The sequence below is a fragment of the Micromonospora solifontis genome (assembly GCF_003725545.1).
In the GTDB taxonomy this organism is placed as follows: domain Bacteria; phylum Actinomycetota; class Actinomycetes; order Mycobacteriales; family Micromonosporaceae; genus Micromonospora; species Micromonospora solifontis.
In genome coordinates this window covers 1-26925 of the sequence record NZ_RJLN01000077.1, presented here as the reverse complement: position 1 = coordinate 26925, position 26925 = coordinate 1, and the positions used below count along the sequence as shown (strand labels likewise).

General features: G+C 71.1%; 23 protein-coding genes, 1 tRNA gene, 1 other RNA gene and 1 pseudogene. 16 read left to right on the top strand and 10 right to left on the bottom strand.

Features of this window, described 5'->3' with window-relative positions:
* Positions 1–275 (top strand): annotated as a pseudogene (locus EFE23_RS21945) (ComF family protein); the annotation flags it as partial.
* Positions 276–527: 252 nt separating this feature from the next.
* Entirely contained in the window at positions 528–1181 is a 654-nt protein-coding gene (gene hpf / locus EFE23_RS21940) for a ribosome hibernation-promoting factor, HPF/YfiA family (RefSeq protein WP_123242821.1), read from the top strand.
* Positions 1182–1240: 59 nt separating this feature from the next.
* On the opposite strand, the gene EFE23_RS21935 is transcribed toward hpf, so the two are convergent.
* Positions 1241–2350 (bottom strand): GNAT family N-acetyltransferase, encoded by a 1110-nt coding sequence (locus EFE23_RS21935; RefSeq protein WP_123242820.1) that lies wholly within the window; start codon positions 2348–2350, stop codon positions 1241–1243.
* Positions 2347–3504, bottom strand: coding sequence for a GNAT family N-acetyltransferase (locus EFE23_RS21930; protein WP_123242819.1), 1158 nt, complete (start codon positions 3502–3504; stop codon positions 2347–2349). The genes EFE23_RS21935 and EFE23_RS21930 overlap by 4 nt, the downstream gene beginning before the upstream one ends.
* Before the next feature lie 168 nt (positions 3505–3672).
* Here EFE23_RS21930 and secA point away from each other — a divergent pair, with 168 nt between their 5' ends.
* A complete protein-coding gene (gene secA / locus EFE23_RS21925; RefSeq protein ID WP_123242818.1) occupies positions 3673–6570 on the top strand; it encodes a preprotein translocase subunit SecA in 2898 nt (965 codons plus the stop codon).
* 414 nt (positions 6571–6984) lie between these two features.
* Here the strand turns inward: secA and EFE23_RS21920 are convergent, their stop codons facing one another.
* Both EFE23_RS21920 and EFE23_RS21915 read right to left on the bottom strand, forming a co-directional pair.
* A complete protein-coding gene (locus EFE23_RS21920; protein WP_123242817.1) occupies positions 6985–7575 on the bottom strand; it encodes an Rv3235 family protein in 591 nt (196 codons plus the stop codon).
* Positions 7576–7676: 101 nt separating this feature from the next.
* The gene (locus tag EFE23_RS21915; RefSeq protein WP_123242816.1) at positions 7677–7904 is read right to left on the bottom strand and encodes a helix-turn-helix transcriptional regulator; all 228 of its coding nucleotides are present in this window, start codon (positions 7902–7904) and stop codon (positions 7677–7679) included.
* 217 nt (positions 7905–8121) lie between these two features.
* Here EFE23_RS21915 and EFE23_RS21910 point away from each other — a divergent pair, with 217 nt between their 5' ends.
* Positions 8122–8631: a DUF6912 family protein gene (locus EFE23_RS21910; protein ID WP_123242815.1), complete on the top strand. Its 510-nt coding sequence runs from the start codon at positions 8122–8124 to the stop codon at positions 8629–8631.
* 27 nt (positions 8632–8658) lie between these two features.
* Here EFE23_RS21910 and EFE23_RS21905 read toward each other — a convergent pair whose 3' ends face one another.
* On the bottom strand, positions 8659–9705 hold the full coding sequence (locus tag EFE23_RS21905; protein WP_123242814.1) for a hypothetical protein: 1047 nt from the start codon (positions 9703–9705) through the stop codon (positions 8659–8661).
* 469 nt (positions 9706–10174) lie between these two features.
* On the opposite strand from EFE23_RS21905, the gene pruA reads away from it, so the two are divergent.
* The 10 genes from pruA to EFE23_RS21855 all read left to right on the top strand — a co-directional run bounded on the left by pruA (position 10175) and on the right by EFE23_RS21855 (position 18815).
* Complete coding sequence (pruA, locus tag EFE23_RS21900; RefSeq protein ID WP_123242813.1) at positions 10175–11803, top strand: L-glutamate gamma-semialdehyde dehydrogenase; 1629 nt, start codon at positions 10175–10177, stop codon at positions 11801–11803.
* A gap of 154 nt (positions 11804–11957) precedes the next feature.
* The gene (locus EFE23_RS21895; protein WP_123242812.1) at positions 11958–12473 is read left to right on the top strand and encodes a PadR family transcriptional regulator; all 516 of its coding nucleotides are present in this window, start codon (positions 11958–11960) and stop codon (positions 12471–12473) included.
* Positions 12474–12518: 45 nt separating this feature from the next.
* Positions 12519–13640 carry a peptide chain release factor 2 gene (prfB, locus tag EFE23_RS21890; protein WP_123242811.1) on the top strand — a complete coding sequence of 374 codons (1122 nt, stop codon included), beginning with the start codon at positions 12519–12521 and terminating at the stop codon, positions 13638–13640.
* A gap of 118 nt (positions 13641–13758) precedes the next feature.
* Positions 13759–14439 carry a cell division ATP-binding protein FtsE gene (gene ftsE, locus EFE23_RS21885; protein WP_123242810.1) on the top strand — a complete coding sequence of 227 codons (681 nt, stop codon included), beginning with the start codon at positions 13759–13761 and terminating at the stop codon, positions 14437–14439.
* Positions 14440–14509: 70 nt separating this feature from the next.
* On the top strand, positions 14510–15385 hold the full coding sequence (gene ftsX, locus EFE23_RS21880) for a permease-like cell division protein FtsX (protein ID WP_123242809.1): 876 nt from the start codon (positions 14510–14512) through the stop codon (positions 15383–15385).
* 118 nt (positions 15386–15503) lie between these two features.
* The gene (smpB, locus tag EFE23_RS21875; protein WP_123242823.1) at positions 15504–15983 is read left to right on the top strand and encodes an SsrA-binding protein SmpB; all 480 of its coding nucleotides are present in this window, start codon (positions 15504–15506) and stop codon (positions 15981–15983) included.
* A gap of 104 nt (positions 15984–16087) precedes the next feature.
* Positions 16088–16463: a transfer-messenger RNA gene (gene ssrA / locus EFE23_RS21870) on the top strand.
* An 89-nt stretch (positions 16464–16552) separates the two neighbouring features.
* On the top strand, positions 16553–17218 hold the full coding sequence (locus tag EFE23_RS21865; RefSeq protein WP_123242808.1) for a hypothetical protein: 666 nt from the start codon (positions 16553–16555) through the stop codon (positions 17216–17218).
* 110 nt (positions 17219–17328) lie between these two features.
* Positions 17329–17799: a hypothetical protein gene (locus EFE23_RS21860; RefSeq protein WP_123242807.1), complete on the top strand. Its 471-nt coding sequence runs from the start codon at positions 17329–17331 to the stop codon at positions 17797–17799.
* 38 nt (positions 17800–17837) lie between these two features.
* Entirely contained in the window at positions 17838–18815 is a 978-nt protein-coding gene (locus tag EFE23_RS21855; protein WP_123242806.1) for a hypothetical protein, read from the top strand.
* Positions 18816–18834: 19 nt separating this feature from the next.
* Here EFE23_RS21855 and mdlC read toward each other — a convergent pair whose 3' ends face one another.
* Positions 18835–20430, bottom strand: coding sequence for a benzoylformate decarboxylase (gene mdlC, locus EFE23_RS21850; protein WP_123242805.1), 1596 nt, complete (start codon positions 20428–20430; stop codon positions 18835–18837).
* Positions 20431–20542: 112 nt separating this feature from the next.
* Entirely contained in the window at positions 20543–21346 is an 804-nt protein-coding gene (locus tag EFE23_RS21845; RefSeq protein ID WP_123242804.1) for an S-methyl-5'-thioadenosine phosphorylase, read from the bottom strand.
* A 153-nt stretch (positions 21347–21499) separates the two neighbouring features.
* Between EFE23_RS21845 and EFE23_RS21840 the strand changes: the two genes are divergently transcribed.
* Positions 21500–22090 (top strand): YqgE/AlgH family protein, encoded by a 591-nt coding sequence (locus tag EFE23_RS21840; RefSeq protein ID WP_123242822.1) that lies wholly within the window; start codon positions 21500–21502, stop codon positions 22088–22090.
* Positions 22091–22181: 91 nt separating this feature from the next.
* Positions 22182–22254: transfer RNA gene (locus EFE23_RS21835), tRNA-Ala, on the top strand.
* A 426-nt stretch (positions 22255–22680) separates the two neighbouring features.
* Here the strand turns inward: EFE23_RS21835 and EFE23_RS28600 are convergent.
* The 3 genes from EFE23_RS28600 to EFE23_RS21820 form a co-directional block, all read right to left on the bottom strand.
* Positions 22681–23193 (bottom strand): RNA-dependent RNA polymerase family protein, encoded by a 513-nt coding sequence (locus tag EFE23_RS28600; protein WP_199737172.1) that lies wholly within the window; start codon positions 23191–23193, stop codon positions 22681–22683.
* A gap of 789 nt (positions 23194–23982) precedes the next feature.
* Complete coding sequence (locus EFE23_RS21825) at positions 23983–24417, bottom strand: hypothetical protein (RefSeq protein ID WP_123242803.1); 435 nt, start codon at positions 24415–24417, stop codon at positions 23983–23985.
* Between the two features lie 10 nt (positions 24418–24427).
* Positions 24428–26925: RHS repeat-associated core domain-containing protein (locus tag EFE23_RS21820; RefSeq protein WP_305034577.1), on the bottom strand; the 2498-nt coding region annotated here is incomplete at its 5' end.

The following is a 26925-nucleotide window of genomic DNA, read 5'->3' as shown; positions in this document are numbered from 1 at the left end:
CCGGCTGGCCGGTACGCGTGCGGCACCCCCTGCGGGCGCTGCCCCGGCCGGACTCGGTCGCGCTGGACAGCGCCGGGCGGGCCGCGGCGGCCGACGCGGCGTTCCGGCTGCGCCGGCCCGGCCGGCCGGGAGTGGACGGGCGAATCGTGCTGCTCGACGACATCGTCACCACCGGGGCGACACTTGCGGCGGTGAGCCGGGTCTTGCACGCGGCGGGAATGACGCCAAACGCCGCGGCGGTGCTCGCCGCAACGCAAAAACGGCACCATCAGTGACGCTTCGTGTTTCCGTTTCACCCCATGGTGTATGACCTGTTAAATTTCGCGGCCTCTCTCGGCAACCAGGGGTGACTGGTGGCCGTACAGGAGTTAGCGTTTCCGTGTCGGGGGTAGGAGGTCCATCACCCTTCCCCGGCACTGGAAGGAGGCGTAGCCGTACCAACCGGTCGACGCCGAGCGGGGCAGCTCCCTGGGGGCGTCGACCGGAGAGATTCCGGACCGAACGACCGTCCGAACAAGGGAGGTCACGTGGACATCGTGGTCAAGGGCCGTAACGTCGAAGTGCCGGACCATTACCGGGTGCACGTAGCCGAAAAGCTCGCGAAGATCGAACGCTACGACCACAAGCTCATTCGCGTGGATGTCGAGTTGTTCCACGAGCGCAATCCGCGCCAGGCCGACCACTGCCAGCGGGTGGAAATCACCTGCGTGACGCGCGGACCGGTGATCCGGGCCGAGGCCTGCACGAATGATTTCTACAGCGCGCTGGACGCGGCCATCGCCAAGCTGGACACCCGGTTCCGCCGGGCGGCCGACCGGCGTCGGGTGCACCGGGGGCGGCACGCGCCGCTCTCCGTCGCCGCCGCCACCGCCGACCTGCCGGTGGCCGACCTCGACGGGCCCGGGCTGGCGGCGCTGAACGGCTCCCGTACGGCGACCGCGGTCGCCGACCGACCCGACGACGAGTACGTCACCGAGGAGCACGACGGCCAGCCGTGGCACATCGCGCGGGCGAAGGTGCACCCCGCCGAGCCGATGACCGTCGACGACGCCCTGTTCCAGATGGAACTGGTCGGCCACGACTTCTATCTGTTCCAGGACAAGGAGTCCGGCCGCCCCAGCGTGGTCTACCGCCGGCACGCCTACGACTACGGGATCATTTCGCTCGACACGGCGCCCTGACCACCGTCGATCGCAGACCGACCGGGAGCCGTGGTGGCCCACCACCACGGCTCCCGCCGTCAGCGGACCCGATCCTCGGCCAGCAGACCGAAGATCACCGAGTCAATGCGGGTGCCGGCCGGCCCGGGAAGGCGACCGCGCAGCAGCCCCTCCCGGCGGAAGCCCACCTTCTCCAGCACCCGCTGCGAGGCGACGTTCTCCGGCCGGGTCCCCGCCCAGAGCCGGGCCAGCCCGACGTCGAACGCCCAGCCGGCCAGCAGCCCCACCGCCCGGGTGGCCAGCCCGCGGCCGCGCGCCTCGGGCAGCATGCTGTAGCCGAACATGGCCTGACCGGTGGCGGGTTCGTCGTACACCAGCGCGCAGCCCCCGACCACCGCGCCGGTGCCCGCGTCGACCACGGCGACATCGGCGGAGCTGCCGGCCAGCCAGTGGCTCTCCGCGAGCCGGCAGCGCCGCTCGATCGACTCCCGCGTCGGCGCGACCGGCGGCACCCGGTTCGCCACCACCTCCGGCAGCGTGTGCAGCCGGTGCAGCGGATCCGCGTCCGCCGGCCCGAGGCGGCGCACGGCGACCACGCCGTCGGTGAGCCGGCCCCCGGGCAGGTCCGGCAGCAGCCGGGCGGTCGGCCCGGGCGGGTCGTCGGCGAGGCGTACCCAGGCGACCAGGTCGTAGCGGCTGCCGTCCCGGGCGGTGCCGGCCGCCCGGCGTACCCCCTCGTGCCGGAAGCCCGCGGCGAGCGCCACCCGCTGGCTGGCCGCGTTCTCCGGCGCGGTGAGCAGCTCCAGCCGGGCGGCCCCGGCGGCGAAGGCCCGCTCGGCCAGCGCCCGGGTGGCGGCCGTGGCGACCCCTCGGCCGCGCCCCCACGGCGCCATCCAGTAGCCGATCTCCAGCTGCCGCCGCTCCGGCAGCGGGGTGCCCAGGCCGACGGTGCCGAGCAGCCGGTCGGTGGCCGGATCGGCGACCGCGTACGCCGCGCCGCCGCCGGCCCAGGCCGCCGGCGCCCCCTCGGTGATCCACCAGTGGGCGCTCTCCTCCGTGTACGGGTCGGGGAGGCCGGTCATGAACCGCCGGGTCAGCGGATCCGCGGCGGCGGCGACGAGGTCCACCAGGTCGTCCGGCCGGAACAGCCGCAGCCGGATCCCGTGCGCCTCGACGGTCTCCGGCGTCACGCCAGGTCCCGGGGCAGCAGCGCGGCCACCCAGACGTCCACCCGCTCACCCCGGTGCTGGACGCCGTCCCGGGCGGTGCCCTCGAAGACGAAACCGGCCTTCTCGGCGGCCCGCCGGGAGGCGGTGTTGCCCACGTTGGCCCGCCACTCGATCCGGGCCAGGCCGAGCGTGGTGAACCCCCAGGCGCTCAGTGCCGCGAGCGCCGCCGGCATCACCCCGCGTCCCCGAGCGTGCGGGGCGGTCATGAACCCCACGTCGGCGACGACCGGGGAGGCGGGGGAGATCCGCAGGTCGATGGAGCCGGCGTACCGGTCGTCGGGGCCGGCGACGGCGAAGCTGGCGCCGGTGCCGCGCGCCCAGGCGGCCCGCGCGACGTCGTGCAGGAAGCCCTCGGCGTGCTCGGGCAGGTACGGGTGCGGGACGGTGGTCCAGCGGATGGTCTGCTCGTCCCGGCAGGTCTCGATCACCGCGTCGAGGTCGCGCTCCTCCAGCGGACGCAGCCGCAGCTCCGCGCCGGCCGCGTCGGCGAAGAGGACGGGCTGCGGCCGCCCGAAGACCGCGGCCCGGCGGGCCTCCAGCGTCTCCGGGCCGTACGGGATCGGCTCGCCGGGTGCGGCCAGCTCGTGCGGGAGCAGGGAGCCGATCCAGCCTTCCGGGCGGCCGTCGACGGCCGGCTGGGCCAGCCGCAGCTCACCCTCGATCCGGAAGCCGGCCCGGAGCGCGACCAGGCGGGAGGCGTGGTTGCCGATCTCGGCCTGCCAGACCAGCCGGCGCAGCTTGAGCGCGTCGAAGGCCCAGCGGGCGACCGCGCGGGTGGCCCGTACCGCGACGCCCCGGCCGCGCGCCCAGGGGGCGGTCCAGTAGCCCACCTCGGCCGAGTCCAACGCCCGGTCGATCGAGACCAGGCCGCAGGACGCGAGCAGCTGTCCGCTGTCGGCGTCGCAGACCGCGAACAGCGCCTCGGTGCCCTCCGCCCAGGCCGTCCCGCTGATCGTGGTCACGTACCCGAGGGCGTGCTCGGGCAGATACGGGCGAGGTACGGTGGTCCAGCGCTGGATGTCCGGATCCTGGCAGGCGCGGTACACCGCGTCGGCGTCCTCCGCCCGCCAGGGTCGCAGCAGCAGGCCGTCCTCGATGATCTCCACGGACTCCATCGGGTCATCGTGCCGGATCGTTCGCCGTGGGCGTAACCGGATAACCGCCGCTCAACGGCCGCCCGGGGGGTTATGTCGGGTTCCGTGACCCGGACCGCCGCCACCAGTGACCATCGCCGCGATGGAGCGCCTACGATGGTTCGAGACTGTCTAGGGGAGCGTTGATCCGTGTCGATTCTGGAAAAGGTCCTTAACGCGGGCGAGGGCCGCATGCTGCGCCGGCTCAAGGCGATCGCAGCCGCCGTCAACTCGATCGAGGACGACTACGTCAACCTCACCGACGACGAGCTGCGGGCCATGACCGAGCAGTTCAAGGAGCGGCTCGCCGACGGCGAGACCCTCGACGACCTGCTGCCCGAGGCGTTCGCGGTGTGCCGGGAGGCCGCCTCGCGGGTGCTCGGCCAGCGGCCCTACGACGTCCAGGTGATGGGCGGCGCGGCGCTGCACTTCGGCAACATCGCCGAGATGAAGACCGGTGAGGGCAAGACCCTGACCTCGGTCATGCCGGTCTACCTGAACGCGCTCGCCGGCAAGGGCGTGCACGTGGTCACGGTGAACGACTACCTGGCCGAGCGCGACGCGGCCTGGATGGGCCGGGTGCACGAGTTCCTCGGCCTGACCGTCGGCGTGGTGCTGCCCAACCGGCCGGCCAGCGAGCACCGCGCCGCGTACGAGTGCGACATCACCTACGGCACCAACAACGAGTTCGGCTTCGACTACCTGCGCGACAACATGGCCTGGTCGCGGGACGAACTGGTGCAGCGCGGCCACTTCTTCGCGGTGGTCGACGAGGTCGACTCGATCCTCATCGACGAGGCCCGGACCCCGCTGATCATCTCCGGCCCGGCCGAGCACTCCGCCCGCTGGTACCAGGAGTTCGCCGCCGTGGTGGCCCGCCTGCAGCCGGGCACCGACGGCGAGGGCGACTACGAGGTCGACCACGCCAAGCGGACCATCGCGATCACCGAGCGCGGGGTGGCCAAGGTCGAGGACCGGCTCGGCATCGACAACCTCTACGAGTCGGTCAACACGCCGCTGGTCGGCTACCTGAACAACGCGATCAAGGCCAAGGAGCTCTACAAGCGCGACAAGGACTACATCGTCAGCGACGGCGAGGTCCTGATCGTCGACGAGTTCACCGGCCGCATCCTGCACGGCCGCCGCTACAACGAGGGCATGCACCAGGCGATCGAGGCCAAGGAGGGGGTGGAGATCAAGCAGGAGAACCAGACCCTGGCCACCATCACCCTCCAGAACTACTTCCGCCTCTACGAGAAGCTCTCCGGCATGACCGGTACCGCGCAGACCGAGGCGAGCGAGTTCAACAAGGTCTACAAGGTCGGCGTCGTGACCATCCCGACGCACCGGCCGATGGTCCGCCTCGACCGCGCCGACGTCATCTACAAGACCGAGAAGGCCAAGTTCAACGCCGTGGTCGAGGACATCGCCGAGCGGCACGAGCAGGGCCAGCCGGTGCTGGTCGGCACCGTCTCGGTGGAGAACTCCGAGATCCTCTCCCACCTGCTGCGGCGCCGGGGCATCCCGCACTCCGTGCTGAACGCCAAGTTCCACGCCAAGGAGGCGGAGATCGTCGCCCAGGCCGGGCGCAAGGGCGCGGTCACCGTCGCCACCAACATGGCCGGCCGGGGCACGGACATCCTGCTCGGCGGCAACCCCGAGTTCCTCGCCGCCAACGAACTCCGCCAGCGCGGCCTCGACCCGGTCGAGCAGCCGGAGGAGTACGCCAAGGCGATGGAGGAGGTCCTGCCCACCTGGAAGCAGGCCTGCGACGTCGAGGCGGAGGAGGTCGCCGCCGCCGGCGGCCTCTACGTGCTGGGCACCGAGCGGCACGAGTCGCGCCGGATCGACAACCAGCTGCGGGGTCGCGCCGGCCGGCAGGGTGACCCGGGCGAGTCCCGCTTCTACCTCTCCCTCCAGGACGACCTGATGAAGCGCTTCCGGGCCGGCGCGGTCGAGGCCGTGATGGAGCGCTTCAACATCCCGGAGGACGTGCCCATCGAGTCGAAGATGGTCACCCGCCAGATCAAGAGCGCGCAGGCCCAGATCGAGGGCCAGAACGCCGAGATCCGGAAGAACGTCCTGAAGTACGACGAGGTGCTCAACAAGCAGCGCCAGGTGATCTACGCCGAGCGCCTCCGCGTGCTCAACGGCGAGGACCTCTCCGACCAGGTCCGCAACATGATCGACGACGTGGTGGGCGCGTACGTGGTGGGCGCCACCAGCGAGGGCTACGCCGAAGACTGGGACCTCGAGCAGCTGTGGGCCAGCCTCAAGCAGCTCTACCCGGTGGGCGTCACCATCGAGGAGCTGGAGGAGGAGGTCGGCTCCCGCGCCGGTCTCGACCAGGACTTCCTGCTGGCCCGCCTCAAGGAGGACGCGCACGTCGCGTACGACCGGCGGGAGGAGCAGCTCGGCGAGGAGGCGGTACGCCAGCTCGAGCGGATGGTCCTGCTCCAGGTGATCGACCGTAAGTGGCGCGAGCACCTGTACGAGATGGACTACCTCCAGGAGGGCATCAGCCTGCGGGCGTACGCCCAGCGCGACCCGGTCATCGAGTACCAGCGCGAGGGCTTCGACATGTTCGCCACCATGATGGACGGCATCAAGGAGGAGACGGTCGGCTTCCTCTACAACCTCGAGGTGCAGGTCCAGGAGCCCGAGCCGGAGGCGGAGGAGGTGCAGCTGCTGGAGAAGCCGGTGGAGATCCGCGCGAAGGGTCTCAACCGCGCGCCGCAGCAGCAGGGCCTGCAATACTCCGCGCCCGCGGTGGACGGCGAGGCCGGCCGGGGCGCTCCGGTGATCGAGCGCACCGAGCAGCAGGCACCCGCCCTGGGCGTCGGCAAGGAGTCCGAGCGGCCCGCCGCGTCGGGCCCGCGCCGCGCGCCGGCCGGGATGAGCGGGCAGGCCATCGCCGCCAGCACCGCTCGTCGGGCCGCCCCGGGCCAGGTGGACGGCGGGGAGGGCCCGTCCCGCAACGCGCCCTGCCCCTGTGGCTCCGGCCGCAAGTACAAGCGCTGCCACGGCGCCCCCAACGGCGGCAACTGACCGCCCGCACCAACGTCACCGACGGGCCCCGGCTTTTGCCGGGGCCCGTCCCCGTCTCCACCCTCACCCGGCGGTGCGGCGGTGCGGCGGGCGGTGTGCTGGCGGGGCGGCGGAGCCGGCGGTCGGCGGATTGCGGCATGTCGCGCTCTCCGGCCGCCCGGAGCCCCCGCCCTGCCGCATCGCGCGTCGATCTACACCGGCTCCCGGCCCCACGCACCCTTGCCGCGTGTAGCGGGGAGGTGGCGGCTTCAAGATCGTGCTCGATCCTGGATCGAGTGGCATCAGCCTCACTTCGATGCCACTACTTCCTGCTTTGAGCGCGGCGTCGTGCTGGATGCCGACCCGGGCCACGATCTTGGCGTGGGGCGTGGGGCGTGGGGCGTGGGGCGTGGGGCGTGGGGCGCGGGGCGCGGGCTAGAGGACGTCGAGGACGGTGCAGAGCCAGGTGCCGCGGCGGTGCTCCAGGCGCAGGGCGATCGCCCAGCTCGCTCCGCCGGCGCCGGCGAGCACGGCGGCCGCCTCGACCGCCCCGGTACGCGGTTCGCACGCCCGCAGCCGGCGGAGCTGGAGGGCCGGTCGGGTGGACCGGCGGCGTACCGGGCCGAGTCGGCGGGACGCCCGGGTCAGCTCGTTGGCCACCGGGGTGGCGGCCTCGGGCAGGCAGAGCGGCCGGAGCTGACCGGGCGGCCGATAGCCGTTGACGATCTCCAGGAAGGTGCGGACGAACCGGTAGGCCGCGCGGGTCGCCTCGGGGGTGGCCGTGGCCAGGGCCGCCGCCGGGGGAGCGGCGGAGCGCCGCCCCGGCCCGGTGGGCACCGGTCGTGCCTCAGCGGGACGCCCGGTGGGCCGGCCCGGATCCCGGCGACGCGGGTCGAAGAGGTCGAGGGTGAGCTGGTCCGCATCGACCCACGGGGAGGTCTCGTCGACGAGCGGCGGGTCGATCGGCGGGGCAGGGCGGAGGCGGATCGGGGGACGCGGGGCCGGCGGGCGGCGGGTGTCGACCATCCTCAACCCCTGTCCCTTGCGTTTGCCTTCGTTTGCCTCCGACAGGGTTCATTTTCGGGCACGGCGGGGCCGGGCGTCAATGCCGGTGAGGAACGGTGTGCTTACTCCGCGTCGCGATCCACGAGCGGATTGCCGCGTACCCAGTCGGCGGTCTCGGCGTACTTGCGCTCGATGTACTCCTCCAGCCGGGCCCGCTCCACCCGCCACTGACCGCGTCCGCCGATCTTGATGGCGGGCAGCTCGCCGCTGCGCACCATGTGGTAGACCTGCGAGTCCGACACGTTCAGCTCGGCGGCCACGTCGGACAGCAGCAGGAACCTCGGCTCCACGGCGACTCCTGGGTTTGGCTTCGTTTGCCTCAGTGTGCCATCAGCGGCCCGGCGGCCCCACTGTCCGGCCCGGCACGGCCGCGCCGAACCCGCGCGGGACACACCGGCGGGGCGCCACGTCCAGGCCGGGTGCGAGGTGTATGACGGTCACGGCGTACGGCATGATCGGCGCCCGGGGTCGGCGTCCGCCGGCCGGGCCTGAACTTGGGAGAGACCGGTGACCGACGAGCTTGTCCGGGTGTACGTGCCGGCGACCGTCCCGATGCTGGCGCGGCTGCGCGAGGAGGGCCTCGCCGCCGACGAGGCGCACGCGGTCACCCCCGAGCTGCGCGAGTGGTACGCCGAGGGCGACGAGGAGGAGTTGGAGTACGTCGCCTTCACCCGGGCCGCCCAGGACGCGCTGGTGCTGCTGCGGGCCGACCAGGCCGCGCCCCGGCGCCGGGTGGTGGTCTCGGTGGACCTGCCGGCCGGGGCGGTCGGCCGGGTCGGCGGCGAGCTGGGTTCCAGCGTGGTCCGGCTGAGCGGACCGGTGCCGGTCAAGGCGGTCGCCGCGATCCACGTGGACGGCGCGGAGGCGGTGGACGACGTGGCGGCCGCCGCCGAGGTGGTCGCGGAGGCCCGGGCGGGTGACCCGGACGCCCAGTTCACCGTCGACGGCGCCGAGGACCACGAGCTGGAGTGGTACGACGTGACCGAGCTCGACCTGCTGCTCCGCGAGGTCGGCTGAGGCTGAGGCTGACCGGCGGGGTGGTGATCAGTCCTCCGCCGGCTCGTCCTCGTCCTCGTCGACGGTGGGGCGCGGGCCGAGCGTGCGGCCGAACGCGATGAGCGCCGTGAGCGCCCCCACGAACAGCAACCAGATGGCGTTGTCGATCCGCGAGGTGCCGAGCGCGGTCTGCGCCACCTGGTCCGCCTCGCTGAGCGCGGCGGCCAGGTCGAGCAGGCCGTGCCCGCCAACCCGGATGATCACCTCGGTGAGCAGCAGGAGCAGGCCCGCGCCGGCCCCGGCGACCAGGTACGCCGGCCAGCGCAGCTGCGACAACTCCGGCTCCGAGCCGGAGCCGTCGGGCGCGACCCCGTCCCGGCGGGCGGCCCGGCGTCGGGCCCAGGCGAGGTAGCCGAACGCCACCAGGCCGGCGACCAGCCCGGCGAGCAGCGACTCGGTCCGGGACACCCACTTCGCGGCGTCGAGCATCGACTGCTGGGTGTCCCCGGCCCCGAACAGGTCGGAGAGCGGATCCCGGGCGCGGCTGAACAGCACCACGAAGACCTGCGCGGCCAGCGTCGCCGTAGCCAGCGCACCCACCACCCGGGCGTTGCGCGCGCCGGCCATCGCGCCGCCGATGATCGCCGCCGCCGCGGTGGTGCCGGCGATGGTGTTGGTGGTCGCGTTGTCGGCGTACGTCAGGTTGATCGCCACCGCGGCGGCGAGCCCGACCAGCAGGCCGGTGCCGACGGCGGCGAGGAAGCGCAGGGTGGCCCGGCCGATCCGGTTGGTCGTCGCCAGCGCGACCGCGGCGCCGGCGACCAGCGCGGCGGTGATCACGCCGGGCAGCGCGTACGCGGAGAGGCTGATCGCGGTGACGCCGGCCGCGGCGGAGGTGATCGCCGCCCGGGTGGACCACAGCATGGCGGCCAGCCAGCCGGCCGCCACCAGCGCCAGCACCAGCGCGCCGGGCGCGTACGCCGGCCGCTCCGCGGCGCCGGCCGGGACGGCCTCGGCCTGGTCCGGCACCTCGACCGGGGCGGCCTCGGGCTGGTCCGGCTCCGCGGCCGTGGAGCTGCCGGGCTGGTTGCTCATCGTCTCCCTCTCGACGGACGCCGGTCGGCCGCGCCGGGCCGGGCAGGTCACCGGCCATCCAGGGTACGCGCCACCCCCGGTCGGTCCCGCGCCCCTCGCGTCCGATGGGTCCAGCGCGGGCGTGACCTCCGGGAGCGGACCGCCAGCGTGGCCGGCGGTGACCACCGGGCGTCCCGGGCCGGCGTACGCCGAAAGCGGCTCGGGCGACGGATCGCAGGCCCGAAGCCGGTCCGACTGATGGTTGGGCGGGTAGCAGCGGGCCGTGGCCTACGGTCCGTCGCTTCGTGGTTCGACCCGCGATCCTGTCGGTGACGGCACCGGCGGGGGTGTCGGGGGCTGCCGCATGGAAGAATTGGCCGAGGTCCCGCCGCCGCGACCGGTCCGCCGCGCGACGCCCGGCACCCGGCCGCTTGGTCGGTGCCCGCGGGTCCGATTTCGCCACCGCCGTCGAGATCGCCAGGAGCCTGTGATGGACGCCGTGTTCTCCGTACCCGAGCCGCGCAACGAGCCGGTCCACACCTACGAGCCCGGCAGTGCCGACCGGGAGCGGCTCCAGCGGCGGCTGGCCGAGCTGGCCGCCGAGCGGATCGAGCTGCCGATGACCATCGCCGGCGAGCAGCGGATGGCCGGCGGCGAGCCGATCGACGTGGTCCAGCCGCACAAGCACGCCCACGTGCTCGGCGTCACCGGCCACGCCACCCACGACGACGCCCGCGCCGCGGTGAAGGCGGCCAAGGACGCCGCCCCGATGTGGCGGGCGCTGCCCTTCGAGGAGCGCGCCGCGATCTTCCTGCGCGCCGCCGACCTGCTCGCCGGCCCGTGGCGGGACACCCTCAACGCGGCCACCATGCTCGGCCAGTCGAAGACCGCCGTCCAGGCCGAGATCGACTCCGCCTGCGAGTTCATCGACTTCCTCCGGTTCAACGTGTACTTCGCCCGCAAGCTGCTGGCCGAGCAGCCGATGTCCTCGCCCGGGGTGTGGAACCGGTTCGACCACCGCCCGCTGGAGGGCTTCGTCTACGCGGTCACCCCGTTCAACTTCACCGCGATCGCCGGCAACCTGCCCTCTGCGCCGGCCCTGCTCGGCAACACCGTGGTCTGGAAGCCGGGCCCGACCCAGCAGTTCGCCGCGCACTTCACCATGCGGCTCTTCGAGGCCGCCGGCCTGCCGCCCGGCGTGATCAACATGGTCACCGGGCGCGGCGAGGAGGTCTCCGACGTGGTGCTCGCCGACCCGGACCTGGCGGGCATCCACTTCACCGGTTCGACCAAGGTCTTCCAGCACCTGTGGCGGACCGTCGGCGAGAACATCGGCCGCTACCGGGGCTACCCGCGCCTGGTCGGCGAGACCGGTGGCAAGGACTTCGTGGTCGCGCACCCCAGCGCCGACGTGGACGCCCTGCACACCGCGCTGATCCGGGGGGCGTACGAGTACCAGGGGCAGAAGTGCTCGGCGGCGTCCCGGGCGTACATCCCCCGGTCCATCTGGGAGGGCGGCCTGCGGGACCGGCTGGCCGCCACCGCCGACGGGCTGACCTACGGCGACGTGACGGACTTCAGCAACTTCGGCGGCGCGGTCATCGACGACAAGGCGTTCGGCCGGCACCTCGCCGCGCTGGAGCTGATCAAGGGTGACGACAGCTGCACGGTGCTGGCCGGCGGCACCGCCGACGACTCGGTCGGGTACTTCGTCCGGCCGACCCTGTTCGAGTGCTCGGACGCCGCGCACGAGACCTTCACCACCGAGTACTTCGGCCCGATCCTCGGCGTGCACGTCTTCGACGACGCCCGCTTCGACGAGGCGGTCCACCAGGCCGAGTCGATCGCCCCGTACGCCCTGACCGGGTCGATCTTCGCGACCGACCGCCGGGTGGTCGACCAGGTGGCCGAGAAGATGCGGTACGCGGCCGGCAACTTCTACATCAACGACAAGCCGACCGGCGCGGTGGTCGGGCAGCAGCCGTTCGGCGGCGCCCGGGCCAGCGGCACCAACGACAAGGCGGGCTCCTGGCACAACCTGGTCCGCTGGATGTCGCCGCGGACGATCAAGGAGACCTTCGTCCCGCCGACCGACCACACGTACCCGCACATGGGCTGAGGCGCGCGGAAGGGCCCCGCCGAGGGGCCCTTCCGCACCCGGCGGCGTCCCCGGCGGACTGTCGTCGGCCGACAGTGCACATCGGACCCGCCAACGGGTGGCGAAATCGGCGAAACGTGGACGCCGATGCCGACAAAGTGGCAGCTTAGAGGGCATGGCGGAATCCGGAGTCAACCCGACGGCGGCGGCCCTGCTGGGTCTGCTGCACGACGGCCCGATGACAGGCGGCCAACTGATGGCCGCCGCCGAGCGCCGGCTGGCGCCGTACTGGTCGATGACCCGCAGTCAGGTCTACCGGGAGCTCCCGGTGCTGGCCGAGAAGGGTCTGGTGCGGCTCGGGAAGCCCGGGCCGCGGATGAGCCAGCCGTACGCGATCACGGCGAGCGGGAAACGGACATTCTCCCGCTGGCTGGCGGAGAATCCCGGCAAGGACACCATCCGTAACCCGATCGCGCTACGGATCGCCTTCGGCAACCTGCACTCGGCGAGCCAGCTCAAGAACCTGTACGCCTCGGCGAACGAGTACCACACCGAGGCGCTGGCGGCGGTGCGCGAGCAGGTCAAGAACGCCAAGAAGGAGGGCGACTCGTACGACGCCAGCGCGCTGGAGTTCGCCGTCGCCTATCACAAGGCGGCGCTGTCCTGGCTCAAGACCGCCCCGGTCGGCTGACCACCTGCCGCAGGTGGGGCGAGGTAGGCAGTAGGCTTGTCTGTCGTGACCGCTGCCGATTACGCCGAACAGCTCAAGGAACTCGACGCCACCCTGCGCAACATCGAGGCCGTGCTCGACCTCGACAAGCTGCGCGAGCAGAAGGCCCGCCTGGAGCAGGAGGCCTCCGCGCCCGACCTCTGGGACGACCAGGCCAAGGCGCAGCAGGTCACCTCGCAGCTGTCGTACGTCAACGGTGAGATCACCAAGCTGGGCGACCTGCGCTCCCGGCTCGACGACGCCGGGGTGCTGCTGGAGCTGGCCCAGGCCGAGTCGGACCCGGGCACGCTGGCCGAGGTCGAGTCGGAGATCACCGGGCTGACCAAAGCCATCCAGGAGATGGAGGTCCGCACCCTGCTCTCCGGCGAGTACGACTCCCGGGAGGCGCTGGTCGCCATCCGGGCCGGCGCCGGCGGCGTGGACGCCGCGGACTTCGCCGAGATGCTGCTGCGCATGTACCTGCGCTGGGCCGAGCGGCACGGCTACCCGACGGAGGTCTACGAGACCTCGTACGCCGAGGAGGCGGGCCTGAAGTCGGCCACCTTCACGGTCAAGGTGCCGTACGCGTACGGCACGCTCAGCGTGGAGTCCGGCACCCACCGGCTGGTGCGGATCAGCCCGTTCGACAACCAGGGCCGCCGGCAGACCAGCTTCGCCGGCGTCGAGGTGCTGCCGGTCGTCGAGCAGACCGACCACATCGACATCCCCGAGAACGAGATGCGGGTCGACGTCTACCGGTCCTCGGGCCCGGGTGGGCAGAGCGTCAACACCACCGACTCGGCGGTGCGGATCACCCACATCCCGACCGGCATCGTGGTCACCTGCCAGAACGAGAAGTCCCAGCTGCAGAACAAGGCGTCCGCGCTGCGGGTGCTCCAGGCCCGGCTGCTGGAGCGCAAGCGCCAGGAGGAGCAGGCCAAGCTCCAGGGCCTGAAGACCGACGCCGCCGGCTCGTGGGGCGACCAGATGCGCTCGTACGTCCTGCACCCGTATCAGATGGTGAAGGATCTGCGTACCGAGCAGGAGACGGGCAATCCGGCCTCGGTCTTCGACGGTGAGCTGGACAGCTTCATCGAGGCCGGTATCCGCTGGCGGAAGCAGCAGCAGCTCGCCGCTGACGGTGCGTGATCGCGCTCGAACTGAACGCGTCATCGATCTCTGTCTGACCGGCCGAATCGACGACGCGACCCGCAACGGTGGGGCGGGGGGGTTGGCTCTTCCGTTACACCGCGTAGACTCTCGACCCGTGATTCAGCTTGAGCAAGTGACGAAGACGTACCCGAAGGCGTCCCGGCCTTCGCTCGACAACGTGTCCGTCTCGATCGAGAAGGGCGAGTTCGTCTTCTTCATCGGTCCATCCGGCTCCGGCAAGTCCACGATCATCAAGATGCTGCTGCACGAGGTCACCCCCAACAAGGGGCGGGTCGTCGTCAACGGCAAGGACGTCACGTCGATGCGCTCCTGGAAGCGACCCCACTTCCGGCGTTCCATCGGCTGTGTCTTCCAGGACTTCCGGCTCCTGCCGAACCGCACCGCCTACGAGAACGTGGCGTTCGCGCTGGAGGTGATCGGCAAGACCAAGGCGGTCGCCCGCCGGGTCGTGCCGGAGGTGCTGGAGCTGGTCGGTCTCGGTGGGAAGGAGCACCGCTACCCCCACGAGCTCTCCGGTGGTGAGCAGCAGCGGGTCGCGGTGGCGCGAGCGTTCGTGAACCGCCCGCTGATCCTGCTGGCGGACGAGCCCACCGGAAACCTGGACCCGGACACCTCGATCGAGATCATGCGCCTGCTGGACCGGATCAACCGCACCGGCACGACCGTCGTGATGGTCACGCACGACTCCAACATCGTGAACCAGATGCGCCGCCGCGTCGTCGAGATCGAGAGCGGCCGCATCGTGCGCGACCAGCACCGTGGCGTCTACGGCTGAGCCGTCCCGGCTGACGATCCGTAGACCCTGACGACGAACACCTCACGCCGGAGAGCCGGAGGAATTCCCGATGCGGATGAAATACGTCCTGTCCGAGGTACTGGTCGGACTGTGGCGCAACGTCACCATGACCATCGCGATGATCATCACGATGGCGGTGTCGCTGTTCATGCTGGGCGGCAGCGGCCTTCTCTACCAGAAGGTCGGCGACATGAAGGACCTCTACTACGAGAACGTCGAGGTCTCGATCTTCCTCAAGACCGACGTCAGCGAGCAGCAGCGCACGGACCTGGACAGCAAGCTGAAGGGTGACCCGCTGGTCAAGGAGGTCACCTACGTCAACAAGGACGAGGCGTACAACCGCTTCAAGCAGATGTACGCCGACGCGCCCGACCTGGTGAACGCGGTCAAGCCGGACCAGCTGCCGGAGTCGTTCCGGCTCAAGCTCAAGAACCCCGAGCAGTACAAGAACATCTACGACCAGTACAAGGACACCGAGGGGGTCGACGAGATCGTCGACCAGAGCAAGCTGCTCGACAAGGTCTTCGGCGTCCTCACCGGCATCCAGAACTTCGCCCTGGCCATCGCGATCGTGATGGCGGTCGCGGCCCTCCTGCTGGTCGCGAACACCATTCAGGTGGCCGCGTACAGCAAGCGGCGCGAGGTCGCGGTGATGAAGCTGGTCGGCGCCTCGAACTGGTTCATCCAGGCGCCGTTCGTGCTGGAGGCGGTGGTCGCCGGCCTGTTCGGCTCGATCCTCGGCCTGCTGGCGTTGATCGGCGTCAAACTCGTCGCCGGCGGTGGCTCACTGGCCGCCCTGGAGGGCCTGATCACCCCGATCTCGTGGTCGGAGATCCTGCTCACGTTCCCGCTGATGGCCGCCGTCGGTGGTCTGGTCAGCGCGGTCACCGCCTGGGTCACGCTCCGCTTCTACCTGCGGGTCTAGTTTCCGGGTACGGCTCTCCGAGGGCCCTCCCGCGCCGGAATAAACGGCGCGGGAGGGCCCTTGTGCACGGGGTAGCATGATCTCCGCTCTGCGACCGATGGGAAGGGAGGTGGCGCCGATGCCACGGGAAAAGGGCCGCAAGGTGGTCGCCTCCAACAAGAAGGCGCGCCACGACTACGCCATCCTCGACACGTACGAGGCGGGCATGGCGCTGACCGGCACCGAGGTCAAGTCGCTGCGGGCCGGGCGGGCGTCGCTGGTCGACGCGTTCGCCCAGGAGCGCAACGGCGAGCTCTACCTGCACGGCATGCACATCCCGGAGTACACCCAGGGCACCTGGACCAACCACGAGCCCCGGCGTACCCGGAAGCTGCTGCTCAAGCGGCTGGAGATCGACCGGCTGATCGGCAAGACCCGGGAGAGCGGTCTCACCCTGGTGCCGTTGCAGGTCTACTTCTCCGACGGCTGGGCCAAGGTGGAGATCGGCCTGGCCAAGGGTAAGAAGACGTACGACAAGCGGCAGGACCTCGCCAAGCGGGACGCCGAGCGGGAGATCGCCCGGGTGGCGGGTCGGCGTGGCAAGGGCATGAGTGAGTGATATTTCCGGTTCGTCCGGGTAGTCGGCCAGGGCCGGCCTCGGAATGAATCCGGTTGCGCCAGGCGTTAGGCTTGGTGTTGCTGCCGACAGGGGCAGCCCGTCGAGGGGGTGACTGGTTTCGACTTCGTACGTTGCGGCAGGGGAAGCGAGCCGAGGAAGCCGACGTCGTCTCGTGAATCGGTCGTCGGAAACCAATAAGCGCCAAGAACAATCGCGCTGACTTCGCTCTCGCCGCCTGAGGCGAGTAGCAAGTCTGTCGGCCTGGGAGCGCCTTCGACCCAGTTAGCCGGCATCAGCTAGAAGGCTGGCCAATCGGACCCGGTCGCGGGGTCCGTGCGGCGAGATCAATCAGCGACTGGGCCCGTCACACCGACTCGCTCGCGTGATCGGAGGGGCCGAGTAGAGGCACAGCGAGCTGCGCTCGGAGAAGCCCTGACAAGGCGGCGAAGGACCCGGGTTCGATTCCCGGCACCTCCACCACCTGACCTGTGCGCCCCGGTCCACCGGACCGGGGCGCACAGTCGTCTCCAGGTCCGGTCGCCTTGTCGACGGCCTCTAGGCTCCCGGCTGTGACGAACGAGAAGATCCGGCTCTCCGTCGGCGCGACGCCCGGCCAGCGCGTGTTCGCGGCGGTCGTCGGCGTCCTGTTCACCGCGTTCGGGGCGGTCTTCGTGCTGCTGCCGGTCTTCGCCGACCGGATGCTGTCCCGGCTCACCGGCACCGGTGACCCCTTCCCGTCCTACGACGAGGCGCGGGATCTGCCGCCGGGGCTGCTCCCGCCGGACCTGGACGGCGGGCCGACCGCGTCGGCCCTGGGGCCGGCCCGGTTCGTCGGGCTCTGCGGCCTGCCGGTGGTGCTGCTCGGGCTCTACCTGCTGCTGCGGGTGCTGCGCACCGCCGCCTGGCTGGACGGGACCCGCGCCTCGGTCCGCGGCGCCCTGGGCACCCGCACCGTCGACCTGGCCACCGCCGACGTGCGCGGTGGTGAGGTCGTCCACCGATCCGGCGATGACACGGTGGTGCGGGTGCCGACCCTCGTCGCCCGGGACCGGGACACCGGCCGCCGGGTCACCGTCCCGTTGCAGGGCCTGGGCCTCGCCGCGCTGCCCCCGTACGAGCTGCGGGCGCTCGCCGACGCGATAACCGCCGGCCGCCCGACCGAGGGCCGGGATGCCGACGCGCACCTGCTCGCCGGGCAGTTGCGCGCCATGGCGACCAACCCGCTGGGGCTGTAGGGGCTGGTGGGACTGCTGGGGCCGGTGGGGCAAATGAGGTGCCCGCCGGGCCTGGACAGGCTCCCCGCCCGGGTCCACCATCGCTGTACGCAGCAGCGCGGGAGGTGCCCATGGTCACCGGTCCGATCCAGCAGCCGTCCACCGTCACCGCGGCGGGCCGACCGCCCGCCGCGCGCCAGCCCTGGCCCACCCTCCCCGGCGACATGCCCGCCCTGGTGCGGGCGCTTGCCGTGCCGATGGGGCAGCCGTACTGGCGCGAGCACCTGATCCACCACCTCGGCCCGGTGCGGCAGGGCTTCGCCGAGCACGTCCGGGTCACCGAGGGGCCCACCGGCCTCTACGCCGAACTGCTCCGCCAGGAACCCCGGCTCGACCGCGGCGTACGCCAACTGACCCGGGAGCACGCCCTGATCGTGGCGGCGCTCGCCGCCCTCCAGCAGGCCGCCGCGCTGCCCGAGGTGGCCGCCGAGGAGCTGCGCGCCCGGGTCGGCGAACTGCTCCGGGCGCTGCACCGGCACCGGCAGCGCGGCGCCGACCTGCTCTGGGAGGCGTACCAGGCCGACCTGGGCGGCGAGGACTGAGCAAGGAACCAGGGGCAGCGGCGGCGCGTCCAAGGGACATGCGTCGCTCGATCGCCCTGCTGGGCCTGCCGCTTCTGCTCCTCGCCGGCTGCGCCGCGCCCGGCTCCGGTCCGGCCGGGCCGGCGTCCACCGCCCCGGCCGGCAGCGGCTGGCCGGCGTTCGACCGGCGGGCCGCCCAGGTGGCCGACACCTGGCGCCCCGGCGAAGCGTGGCGCAGCGGGTACGTACCGCTGGAGGACGGCACGGTGCTGGCCGGCGAACCCGGGTTCACCGGCGACACCAAGTACGCGTACTCGCAGGGCTGGTTCCGCGAGCAGATCGACCTGCCGGCCGCCGTGCCGGCCGAGGGCACGGTGCGCTTCCCCGACGGCACGCTGCGGGTGCCGCTGGTCAGCGCCGCCGCGGCCTACGCCCAACTGGACCGGGGCGACCCGCCGCCGTGCGCGGGACGGCCGATGAAGCCCCCGACGGGCGAGCCGGGCAAGCCCGGGGTCGGCGGCCCGACCATCGAGCCGGGGCCGGACGGCCCGGTGGGCACCCCGGCGGCCGAACCGTGCGTGCCGTTGACCGTCACCGCGGTGAAGCTGGGCAGCGCGACGGTCCGGACCAGTCGCGGGCCGGCCGAGGTGCCCGCCTGGCTGTTCACGGTGGAGGAGCTGCGGGTGCCGGTGGCCCGGGTCGCGGTCGCGCCGAGCGCCGTCGGCGACGTACCCCAGGGCATCGCCCCGACCTGGCCGGTGCCGGGCGGGGTGGTCACCGTGCAGAGCCTCGACGCGGTGGACGGCGCGCGGCTGGACTACACGGTCGGGACGGGCGCCTGCGACGGTGAGCCCACGCCGCTGGTGCTGGAGCGCGACGACCTGGTGGTGATCGGCGCCGGGGTGACCAGCACTCCCGGGCCGTGCACCGATCAACTGGTCCTCAAGCCGGTGTCCGTCACCCTGAAGGCACCGGTCGGCAAGCGCGCGGTGCTCGACGTGGGCAGCGGAACGGCGCTGGTGGTGGGGCGGCGCTGACCGCCCGGCCGGCGGCGGGTCAGAGGATCCGCGGCACGTCGGTGCTGATCGGCGCCGGCAGCACCGTGGGCCGGTCGGCGGCCAGCGCCTCGTCCAGCGCCGGCCCCAGGGCGTCCAGCGATTCCAGCACCGTGGCGGCGCAGCCGTAGCCCCGCGCCACCGCCGCCACGTCCAGCCCCGGCAGGTCCAGCGCGGGCACCCCCGAGGTGTGCTTCAGCTCGGCGAACGCCTTGAGGATCGCGTACTGATGGTTGACCGGGACCAGGACGGCGAGGGGCAGGCGTAGCTGCGCCGCCGTCCACAGCGCCTGCACCGAGTAGTGGAGCGAGCCGTCGCCGATCACCGCCACCACCGGCCGGCCACGCCCGGTGTCCCGCTCCGCCAGGGCGATGCCCACCGCCGCCGGCAGGCCGAACCCGAGGCCGCCGCTGGCCATCGTGAAGTACGACCCCGGCCGGTCGACCCGCAGCCGGCGGCGCAGCGCGGACAGGTTGGACGGTGACTCCTGCACCAGCACCCCGTCGGCGGGCCAGTGCCGGGCCAGCGCCGCGAAGAGCGCGTCGGCGTTCGGCGGCTCGGTGACCTCGGGTGGCGCCGGGTCGGGGCGGGCCGTGGGTGGCGGCCGGTCCGCCGGGGGGAGCAGCTCCAGCAGGCCGGCGAGGGCCAGCCCGGCGTCGCCGAGCAGGCTCTCCCCGACCGGGGCCCGGGCCGACTCGTCCGGGTCGTCGGTGACGTGCAGCAACCGGGCGCCTTCGGGCAGGTGGTCGCCGGGCACGTACGGGTAGTAGCGGAACACCGGGGCGCCGATCACCAGCACCGTGTCGTGCCCGCGTAGCGCCTCGGCTAGCGGGCCGATCGCGTACGGCAGCACGCCCCGGAAGTGCGGGTGGCTCTCCGGGAAAACGGCGCGTTCCGGGGCCGGGGCGGACCAGACCGGGGCGGCCAGCCGCTCGGCCAGCGCCACCGCCGCCGGCCAGGCCTGCGCCCGGTCCACCGCCGCCCCGAACACCAGTGCCGGGGCCCGGCTGGCGGCCAGCACCGCGGCGAAGCCGCGCAGCAGGTCCGGGTCCGGGGCGATCCGGGTGGCCACCGTCCGCACCTGCGGCGGCGGGCCGGCGGGCCGGCCCCAGTCGTCCATCGGCAGGGAGAGGAAGACCGGCCCGGCCGGCGGTTGCACCGCGGTCGCGTACGCCCGCATGAAGGCCGCCGGGATGTCCTGCGCGCGAACCGGCTCGTAGGCCCACTTGACGTACGGCTGGGTCAGCTCGGTCGCCCGGCGGCTGGCCAGCCGCGGCTCGATCAGCAGCATCTCCCGGTTCTGCTGGCCGGCGGTGACGATCAGCGGCGTCTTGTTGTGCCAGGCGGTGACCAGATTCCCCATGCCGTTGCCGGTGCCCGGGGCGGTGTGCAGGTTGACGTGCGCCGGGCGGCCGGTGGCCTGCGCGTAGCCGTCGGCCATGCCCATCGCCGACGCCTCGTGCAGGGCGTGCACGTACCGGAAGTCGGCGGGGAAGTCCTGCAGGAAGGTCTCCTCCGTCGAGCCGGGGTTGCCGAAGACGGTGGTCAGGCCGAGGTCACGGAGCAGGTCGTAGGTGCTGTCGCGGACCGTTGCCATCGCCGGCTGCCTCCCGTCCCCGCGTGGTGCCGGAGGCGGCCCGGTGATCAGCGCTCCCCGACCAACCGAATTTATCGGTCCTCGGTTGACTTTTCGGGCGCTTCCCTCACTATCAGGGCAGCGGGAAGGGCAGCTTGATCCCGTCGAGCGCCTGCCCGCACGGACAGGTCCGCTCCGCCGGCAGCGCGACCACCGCGTCCAGCAGCACCGTGCGCAGCACGTCGATGTTCTCCGCGAACACCCGGAAGACCTCCTCCTGGGTCACCGACTCGCCGGCCTCGACCCCCGCGTCCAGGTCGGTGACCAGCGCGATCGACGTGTAGCAGAGGGCCAACTCGCGGGCGAGCACCGCCTCCGGGTGGCCGGTCATGTTGACCACGGTGCCGCCGATCGCGGCGAACCAGCGCGACTCGGCGCGGGTGGAGAAACGCGGCCCCTCGACCACCACCACCGTCCCGCCGTCCACCGCCGGCACGCTCCGCCCGGCCGCCGCGTCGAGCAGCGTCCGGCGGCCCGTCGGGCAGTACGGGTCGGCGAACGGGACGTGCACCGCACCCCGGTCGTAGTAGGTCTGCACCCGGCCGCTGGTGCGGTCGATGAGCTGATCCGGCACCACGAACGTGCCCGGGCCCAGTTCGGGCCGGAGCCCGCCGACCGCGCACGGGGCCAGCACCTGGCGTACGCCGAGGGAACGCAGCGCCCACAGGTTCGCCCGGTACGGGATCCGGTGCGGGGGGTGGCGGTGGTCGCGCCCGTGGCGGGGCAGGAAAGCCACCCGGCGCCCGCCCACCTCGGCGATCGTGATCGCCCCGGACGGCGGGCCGTACGGGGTGTCCACCTCGTGCTCGGTGGCGCCGTCGAGCAGGGCGTAGAGGCCCGACCCGCCGATCACCGCCAGCTCGGCCGTTGGACCCATGCGGCCCTCCCTCGATCCTGTCGCGATCACCCAGCCGTCAGACCTTAACCAGCGGACGGGGCGCAGGCTATGGTGCGTGGCATGGCGTTGACAGGGCGCGTGCCCGACGACGGCGGGTGCGCCGCACCGGCGTACGGCTGACGGGTGTCGGACATGCAGGGTGAGGGACAGGCGATCGGTGGCCGGGCCATGGACTCGATGACCGGGCGGCTGCTGGTCGCGACTCCGACGCTCAAGGACCCCAACTTCGACCGTACGGTCGTGCTGCTGGTCGCCCACGAGCCCGGCGGCGCGCTCGGTGTGGTGCTCAACCGGGCGACCGAGGTGCCGGTGGCCGACGTCCTGGGCGACTGGAGCGACCTGGCCCGGCATCCGGCGGTGCTCTTCGAGGGCGGGCCGGTGCAGCCTGACTCGGCCATCTGCCTGGCCCGGATGCGACACCCGATCAAGCCGGTGAAGGGCTTCCACCGGGTCTCCGGCGCGGTCGGCACCATCGACCTGTCGGTGGACCCGGAGCGGCTGCGGGACGCCATCGGCGGGATCCGGGTCTTTGCCGGCTACTCGGGCTGGGGTTCGGGTCAGCTCGAACGGGAGATCGAGGAGGGGTCCTGGTTCGTCCTCGACGCGCTGCCCGGGGACGCCTTCGTCGACCGGCCGGATGATCTCTGGCCGATGGTGCTGCGGCGGCAGGGCGGCATGATGGCGGCGGTGGCCCACTTCCCGCCGGACGTGGCGCTCAACTGACCTGCGAGCGTGGGGACCCCCCGCGAGATGACCATGCCGACCGGCGTGTGTATAGTTCTCTCCGTGCCCGGGCGACCGGGGACGATCGCAAGGGGCCGTGGCGCAGCTGGTAGCGCACCACACTGGCAGTGTGGGGGTCAGGGGTTCGAGTCCCCTCGGCTCCACTTGTGTTTTCGCAGGTAAGCCGGCATCGGTCATCGACTGGTGTCGGTTTTCTGTGATCGTTGGTCACAATTGTGGTCACGCGACCGCCCCACACTGGCCTCCTCAGAGTGCGGAGAGAGGCGACGGCGAAAACGGCCTCTACCTGCGGATTCGGGCCGTCCGTGTCCTTCCGCCGGCTTGAGGCGAAAATGTGGGGCGCATTAGGGGTGTGGGGCGGTGGGGCTGGATGCCGCCCAGTCCGCGTCGGGACAGGGCTCTGCCCGGTTGAACAAGCCGTCCGACCGATGAAGCGGTCGGGGAAGTGTTGCGGGACTGGGCCACGATGACACGGGTCGTACCCGAACGCCCCCAGGCGATGGCATCGCTGAATCGATTTGAGCTGTCGTCAGATCCGCTCGAAGGCTTCCGCGTCCAGGAGCCACGAATCAAGGTTCGACGGGTCCAGTTTCCGTGGCGAGGGCGGGCGCAGCGCGCGGCACCGCGCTGCGGGGATTCTTGAGTTGCTTGACGACGCGGCTCTTCTCGCTGCGATGCTGCTCGACCTTGAGTGCCAACGGGAACAGCCGCTCTTGGAACTCGTGCAGGGTCGCTGCGAGCCGACAGCGACGCAAGTCGGCAATCAGCTTCTCCACCTCCGGCTCCAGCATCAGCACCGCCGCGGTCTGTGCCACCCGGTCGACCACGTTGGGTATGCCCAGAATCCTGGTTCCACCCTTCTTGGGGATCTCCACCGCCCGGACCGGGCCGGGAAAGTAACTGCCCGACGACATGCGATTCCACAGCCGGTAGAGGTTGTCAGCCAACCTCGTCTCGAACTGCTCGATCGTCACGCCGTCGGCTCCGGCCGCTCCGCCGTTACCTTTCACCTTCAGCCACGCGGCCCAGATCAGCCGCTTGGGGATGTCATGCGACTTGCCTGTCAACCCTGGCTGACTCACGCGGTTCCTCCCTCACGGTTGACCGCCCGCGCCAGCCTGAACGACCCCGCCCCTTGGCTCCCCGACCCACTGCGATACGCAGGCGGTTCACAGCTACTACAGGCGAGTCCGCCAGCGTCCCCGCATCGGTACTCTGCTCCTCGCGGTTTCCGCCGCTTGGAGTCCTCCCTCTCGCCGCCGGTCACCCAGCGCACGGTATCGGGGTCCGCCTTCACACGTTCCATACGAGAGCCTGGACCGGGCTCATGCTGCCTATATGCCGGACACCACCTGGGCAGTAAGCGGATATCCCCCAGGCTCATCCCGAGACTCACCTCCGGCCTCGGTTTCGATGTCATCTGACTGAGTTTCGACACGTCAACGGCAGAGAACTCGACGTTCATCGCTCATCTTCCCGGTCCACACCTGACGCGATCATGGTCGCGCCTTTTCCAACGACGCTCAGGACGACGGTCTTCAGCCAACGCCCCTCGTGGTGGTTTGAAGCCTGCTTCCGCAAGCCGGCTCCGGAGGGCCAAACAACCTCCATCTCCCATACAGCACCGCAGTCCACGAGGCCGCCATCCATGTTTGCCTCGCCTTCCGCGTTCGTGTTCGCAAGAGGTGATCTCAGCAAGGAACGGCGGCGAGTAAGGCCGACACGGGCATAACGTCCAAATCGGATGCCGCTGGAGACATGCGTAGGGCCTCGATAGAAGAATCGGTGCCTCACCCGTGGTCGACCGCGGCAGCCAAAGCCATCTGGGGCGACAGATCATGATCTGCCGCCCCAGGCTCAACTGTCCACTTCTACCTGGTCACGTACGGGAGGTAGTCGTGGGTCACACCCTTACGCGAGAAGGGTGCCACCCCCATGCGGGTATGGACCGTAATCGACCGGTCGGGAAGCCTCAATTGGGCAACAGCCCGCACCGGCACCCCCTTCTTCACGTAGACGGTTTCTGACACCTTTCCGTCGATAATAGCGTCAACCGCTTGTCGACACGCATCCTGCAAGTCCTCCGCGGCCTGGCCATGGAAATCAAGGATGGACATCTCGCCGAATTCGATCGTTATTTCATCTTCATCTTGAAGAAATGCTGCAAGGCGACAGGGACCTGGGACCTTCGGCGCAACCTCCACCGTGATCTTCTCGTTCTGCCCGGTCACGCGAACCTGACCATAGTCGCCAATCGCGGCCTGGATATGTATTGCCAGATCCCTTAGGAAGTTCCACATGTGCATACGGCAATCCCTAGAACAAATCCCAGTGGAACCGCGGAACCTTACGCTGCCACCAGGTCTTGGGCTTCGCATATCCGCCGTGAATCGAGAACATGTTCCGCTGCTTAGCATTATTCCAACTGTAGCCTATCCGGATGATCTTCGATCGGTTCAAGATGCCTTGATAACCGTGGGTGTGCTTCCTGCCGAAAAGGAATCTGTTCAAGCGGAAGAATGCCCCTGTGCCCTGCTTCAATTGCCATCGAAACGCCCACTTGTTGGCTCTGGAGAGTCCACGAACAGCCCACGCACCTGCCCTGGCGCAGAGACTCTTCCACTTGCACAGCCTGCGGATAAACTTACCGTCGAGGTCCTCTCTGTTGACCGGGTCGGCGCAAGTGTACTCGTAAGTATTGCAGCCACCCCCGTAAACGGGATCGACCTGGAGGAAGCGGCCGGTGGCCGGGTTATAGAGCCGCACACCCATCAATACGGTGCCTGACGGGGTGTCGGCCGCGCGCTGTTTGGCTCCGAGCCAGCCGTAGCGCTCAGTGCCGATGCCGGCGGTGTTGCGTGGGGTGCCGTATTCGGTGGCCTCAGTGGTGCGGGCCAGGCCCTCCCCGGTGGCGTCGATCTCGGCGACCAGGTCACCGTGCAGGTTGGTCAGGTGCCAGCTGACCTGGCCGGCGCCGCTGTCGAAGATGCCGGCCATGCTGGTGAGGCCAGTCAGCGGCCGGGTGAAGGAGGTGGGGCTCTCCTGGGTCCAGGAGGGGCTGTCGTCGTCGCTGTCGTAGTGGTTGACCCGCTGCTCGGCGGTGCCACCGATGTTGTCGGTCCAGGAGCGGATCCGCTCGCCGGTGACGTCGAGGGTGTAGTCGGTGGTGCGGCCGTTCTGGGTGATCGTGTCAATCAGGTCGGTCACGTGGTAGGTGGCCGTGACGTCACCGCCCTCGGGGTTGCCAGTGTCGACCGCCGGGACGGTGGTGGTCCGGCCGAGGGCGTCGTAGGCGTACCCGCTGGTGTTGACGCGGTCTGCGGTGTCGTAGGTCCAGGTCTGCGACGAGGCCACCGTGGTGGTCTGACACGCGCCGTCGGTCGCCGGCGCGTACTCGGTGAGCGAGGTGCGGTTCGACGACGTGCTGAACCCGTAGTCGCGGGTGGTGCACTGCGCGCCGATGATGTCGCCGATGCTGGTCATTCGCCCGGCCTGGTCGTAGGCGTAGCTCTGCTCCGACAGGCTGGAGACGTGCTGTCGCCACTGCCCGTACACCGACGCCGTCACTGACTCTCTGTAGAGGGTGCAGTCGGTGGCTGCGCAGCCCGGCTTGACGTAGGTCAGGCCGACCTGGGTGCCGGTCTCGTCGGTCTCCGTGGTGACCTGTACCCCGTTGGGCCAGGTCTCCGACACCAGATTGCCGTCGGCGTCATAGCTGCCGGAGAAGACCCCGGCCTGGGTGTCGTCCACCGACGTCAGCAGGCCACGCCGCTCGCTGCCCCCGTCGTAGGTGTAGGTCCGCTGCGCCTTGCCGTCGTGGCTGGTCGCGGTCCGGCCCAGCAGGTCGTAGGTGGTGGTGGAGACGTTGCCGTCGGCGTCGGTGTAGGACGTCTGCCGGCCGAGGGTGTCGTACTGCTTGATGATCTCGGCGGTCACCGTGCCGCCGACCACGGATTGGATTCGCAGCAGTTGGCCGGTGGCCTGGTCGTAGACGTTGCGGGTGACCGGGACGGCGATGCCGAGACCGGCGGCTGCGGTCACCATGGTCTCGTACGGCCGGCCGGCGCTGTCGTAGGTCGTGGTGGTGGTCCGCAGGGTGCCGGCGCTGGTCTTCTCGGTCACCACCCGGGACTGGTTGTACATGTCGTAGGTGGTGACCGTGGCCGGCAGTTCCGGCCCGGATGCGGCCTGGCCGCCGGGCTGCACCCGGCAGGGCAGGTTCGCCCACTCGGGCTTCAGGTCGCACTCGGCGTAGCCGGAGCCGGAGGTGGCCCGGTAGTAGATGGTCTTGCGGGTCGCCGGTGTGTCGGTCGCGGTCCCGCCCGCCGGTGCGGTGGTGGAGGTGACCAGGCCGGTGATCGGGTCGTAGCTGGTGCGGGTGGCCTGGGCGAGGCCGGCCGGGTCCACGGTCACCGCGATCGGCTGGCGCAGGCCCCAGTCGTAGGTGGTGGTGGTGGTCCGCAGATCGCTGTCGGTCTGAACGCCATTGAGGTACCAGCGGACGCCGACCTTCTGGGTGGTGACCAGGTTGTAGGGAGCACCGGTGGTCGGTGCCCCCTCGTCGTAGGTGTTGAGGGTGATCGCCCGGCCGCGCACCACGGTGTCGTCGGGGAGCATCACGTCGTGCTCCGGTCCCCAGGTGCTGGTGAGCCGCTGACCGTCAGTCGAGTAGGTGTTCAGGGTCGAAAGGGCGCGGGCCAGCACCGTCTCGGTTGCCGTGTCGTCGGTGGGGCTGGTGTTGAGTGCCCGTTCCCGGTTGCCGGCGGTCAGCGTGCGGGTGACGTTGCCCCATTGGTCGTACCAGGTGGTGGAGA

Coding starts and splice junctions, on each gene's coding strand:
- EFE23_RS21930 (WP_123242819.1), bottom strand. CDS start 3,504: ATGGAGTCCGTGGAGATCATCGAGGACGGCCTGCTGCTGCGACCCTGG.
- EFE23_RS21920 (WP_123242817.1), bottom strand. CDS start 7,575: ATGGTCGACACCCGCCGCCCGCCGGCCCCGCGTCCCCCGATCCGCCTC.
- EFE23_RS21905 (WP_123242814.1), bottom strand. CDS start 9,705: ATGAGCAACCAGCCCGGCAGCTCCACGGCCGCGGAGCCGGACCAGCCC.
- pruA (WP_123242813.1), top strand. CDS start 10,175: ATGGACGCCGTGTTCTCCGTACCCGAGCCGCGCAACGAGCCGGTCCAC.
- EFE23_RS21895 (WP_123242812.1), top strand. CDS start 11,958: ATGGCGGAATCCGGAGTCAACCCGACGGCGGCGGCCCTGCTGGGTCTG.
- ftsX (WP_123242809.1), top strand. CDS start 14,510: ATGCGGATGAAATACGTCCTGTCCGAGGTACTGGTCGGACTGTGGCGC.
- smpB (WP_123242823.1), top strand. CDS start 15,504: ATGCCACGGGAAAAGGGCCGCAAGGTGGTCGCCTCCAACAAGAAGGCG.
- EFE23_RS21860 (WP_123242807.1), top strand. CDS start 17,329: ATGGTCACCGGTCCGATCCAGCAGCCGTCCACCGTCACCGCGGCGGGC.
- EFE23_RS21855 (WP_123242806.1), top strand. CDS start 17,838: ATGCGTCGCTCGATCGCCCTGCTGGGCCTGCCGCTTCTGCTCCTCGCC.
- mdlC (WP_123242805.1), bottom strand. CDS start 20,430: ATGGCAACGGTCCGCGACAGCACCTACGACCTGCTCCGTGACCTCGGC.
- EFE23_RS21845 (WP_123242804.1), bottom strand. CDS start 21,346: ATGGGTCCAACGGCCGAGCTGGCGGTGATCGGCGGGTCGGGCCTCTAC.
- EFE23_RS21840 (WP_123242822.1), top strand. CDS start 21,500: ATGCAGGGTGAGGGACAGGCGATCGGTGGCCGGGCCATGGACTCGATG.
- EFE23_RS21825 (WP_123242803.1), bottom strand. CDS start 24,417: ATGCACATGTGGAACTTCCTAAGGGATCTGGCAATACATATCCAGGCC.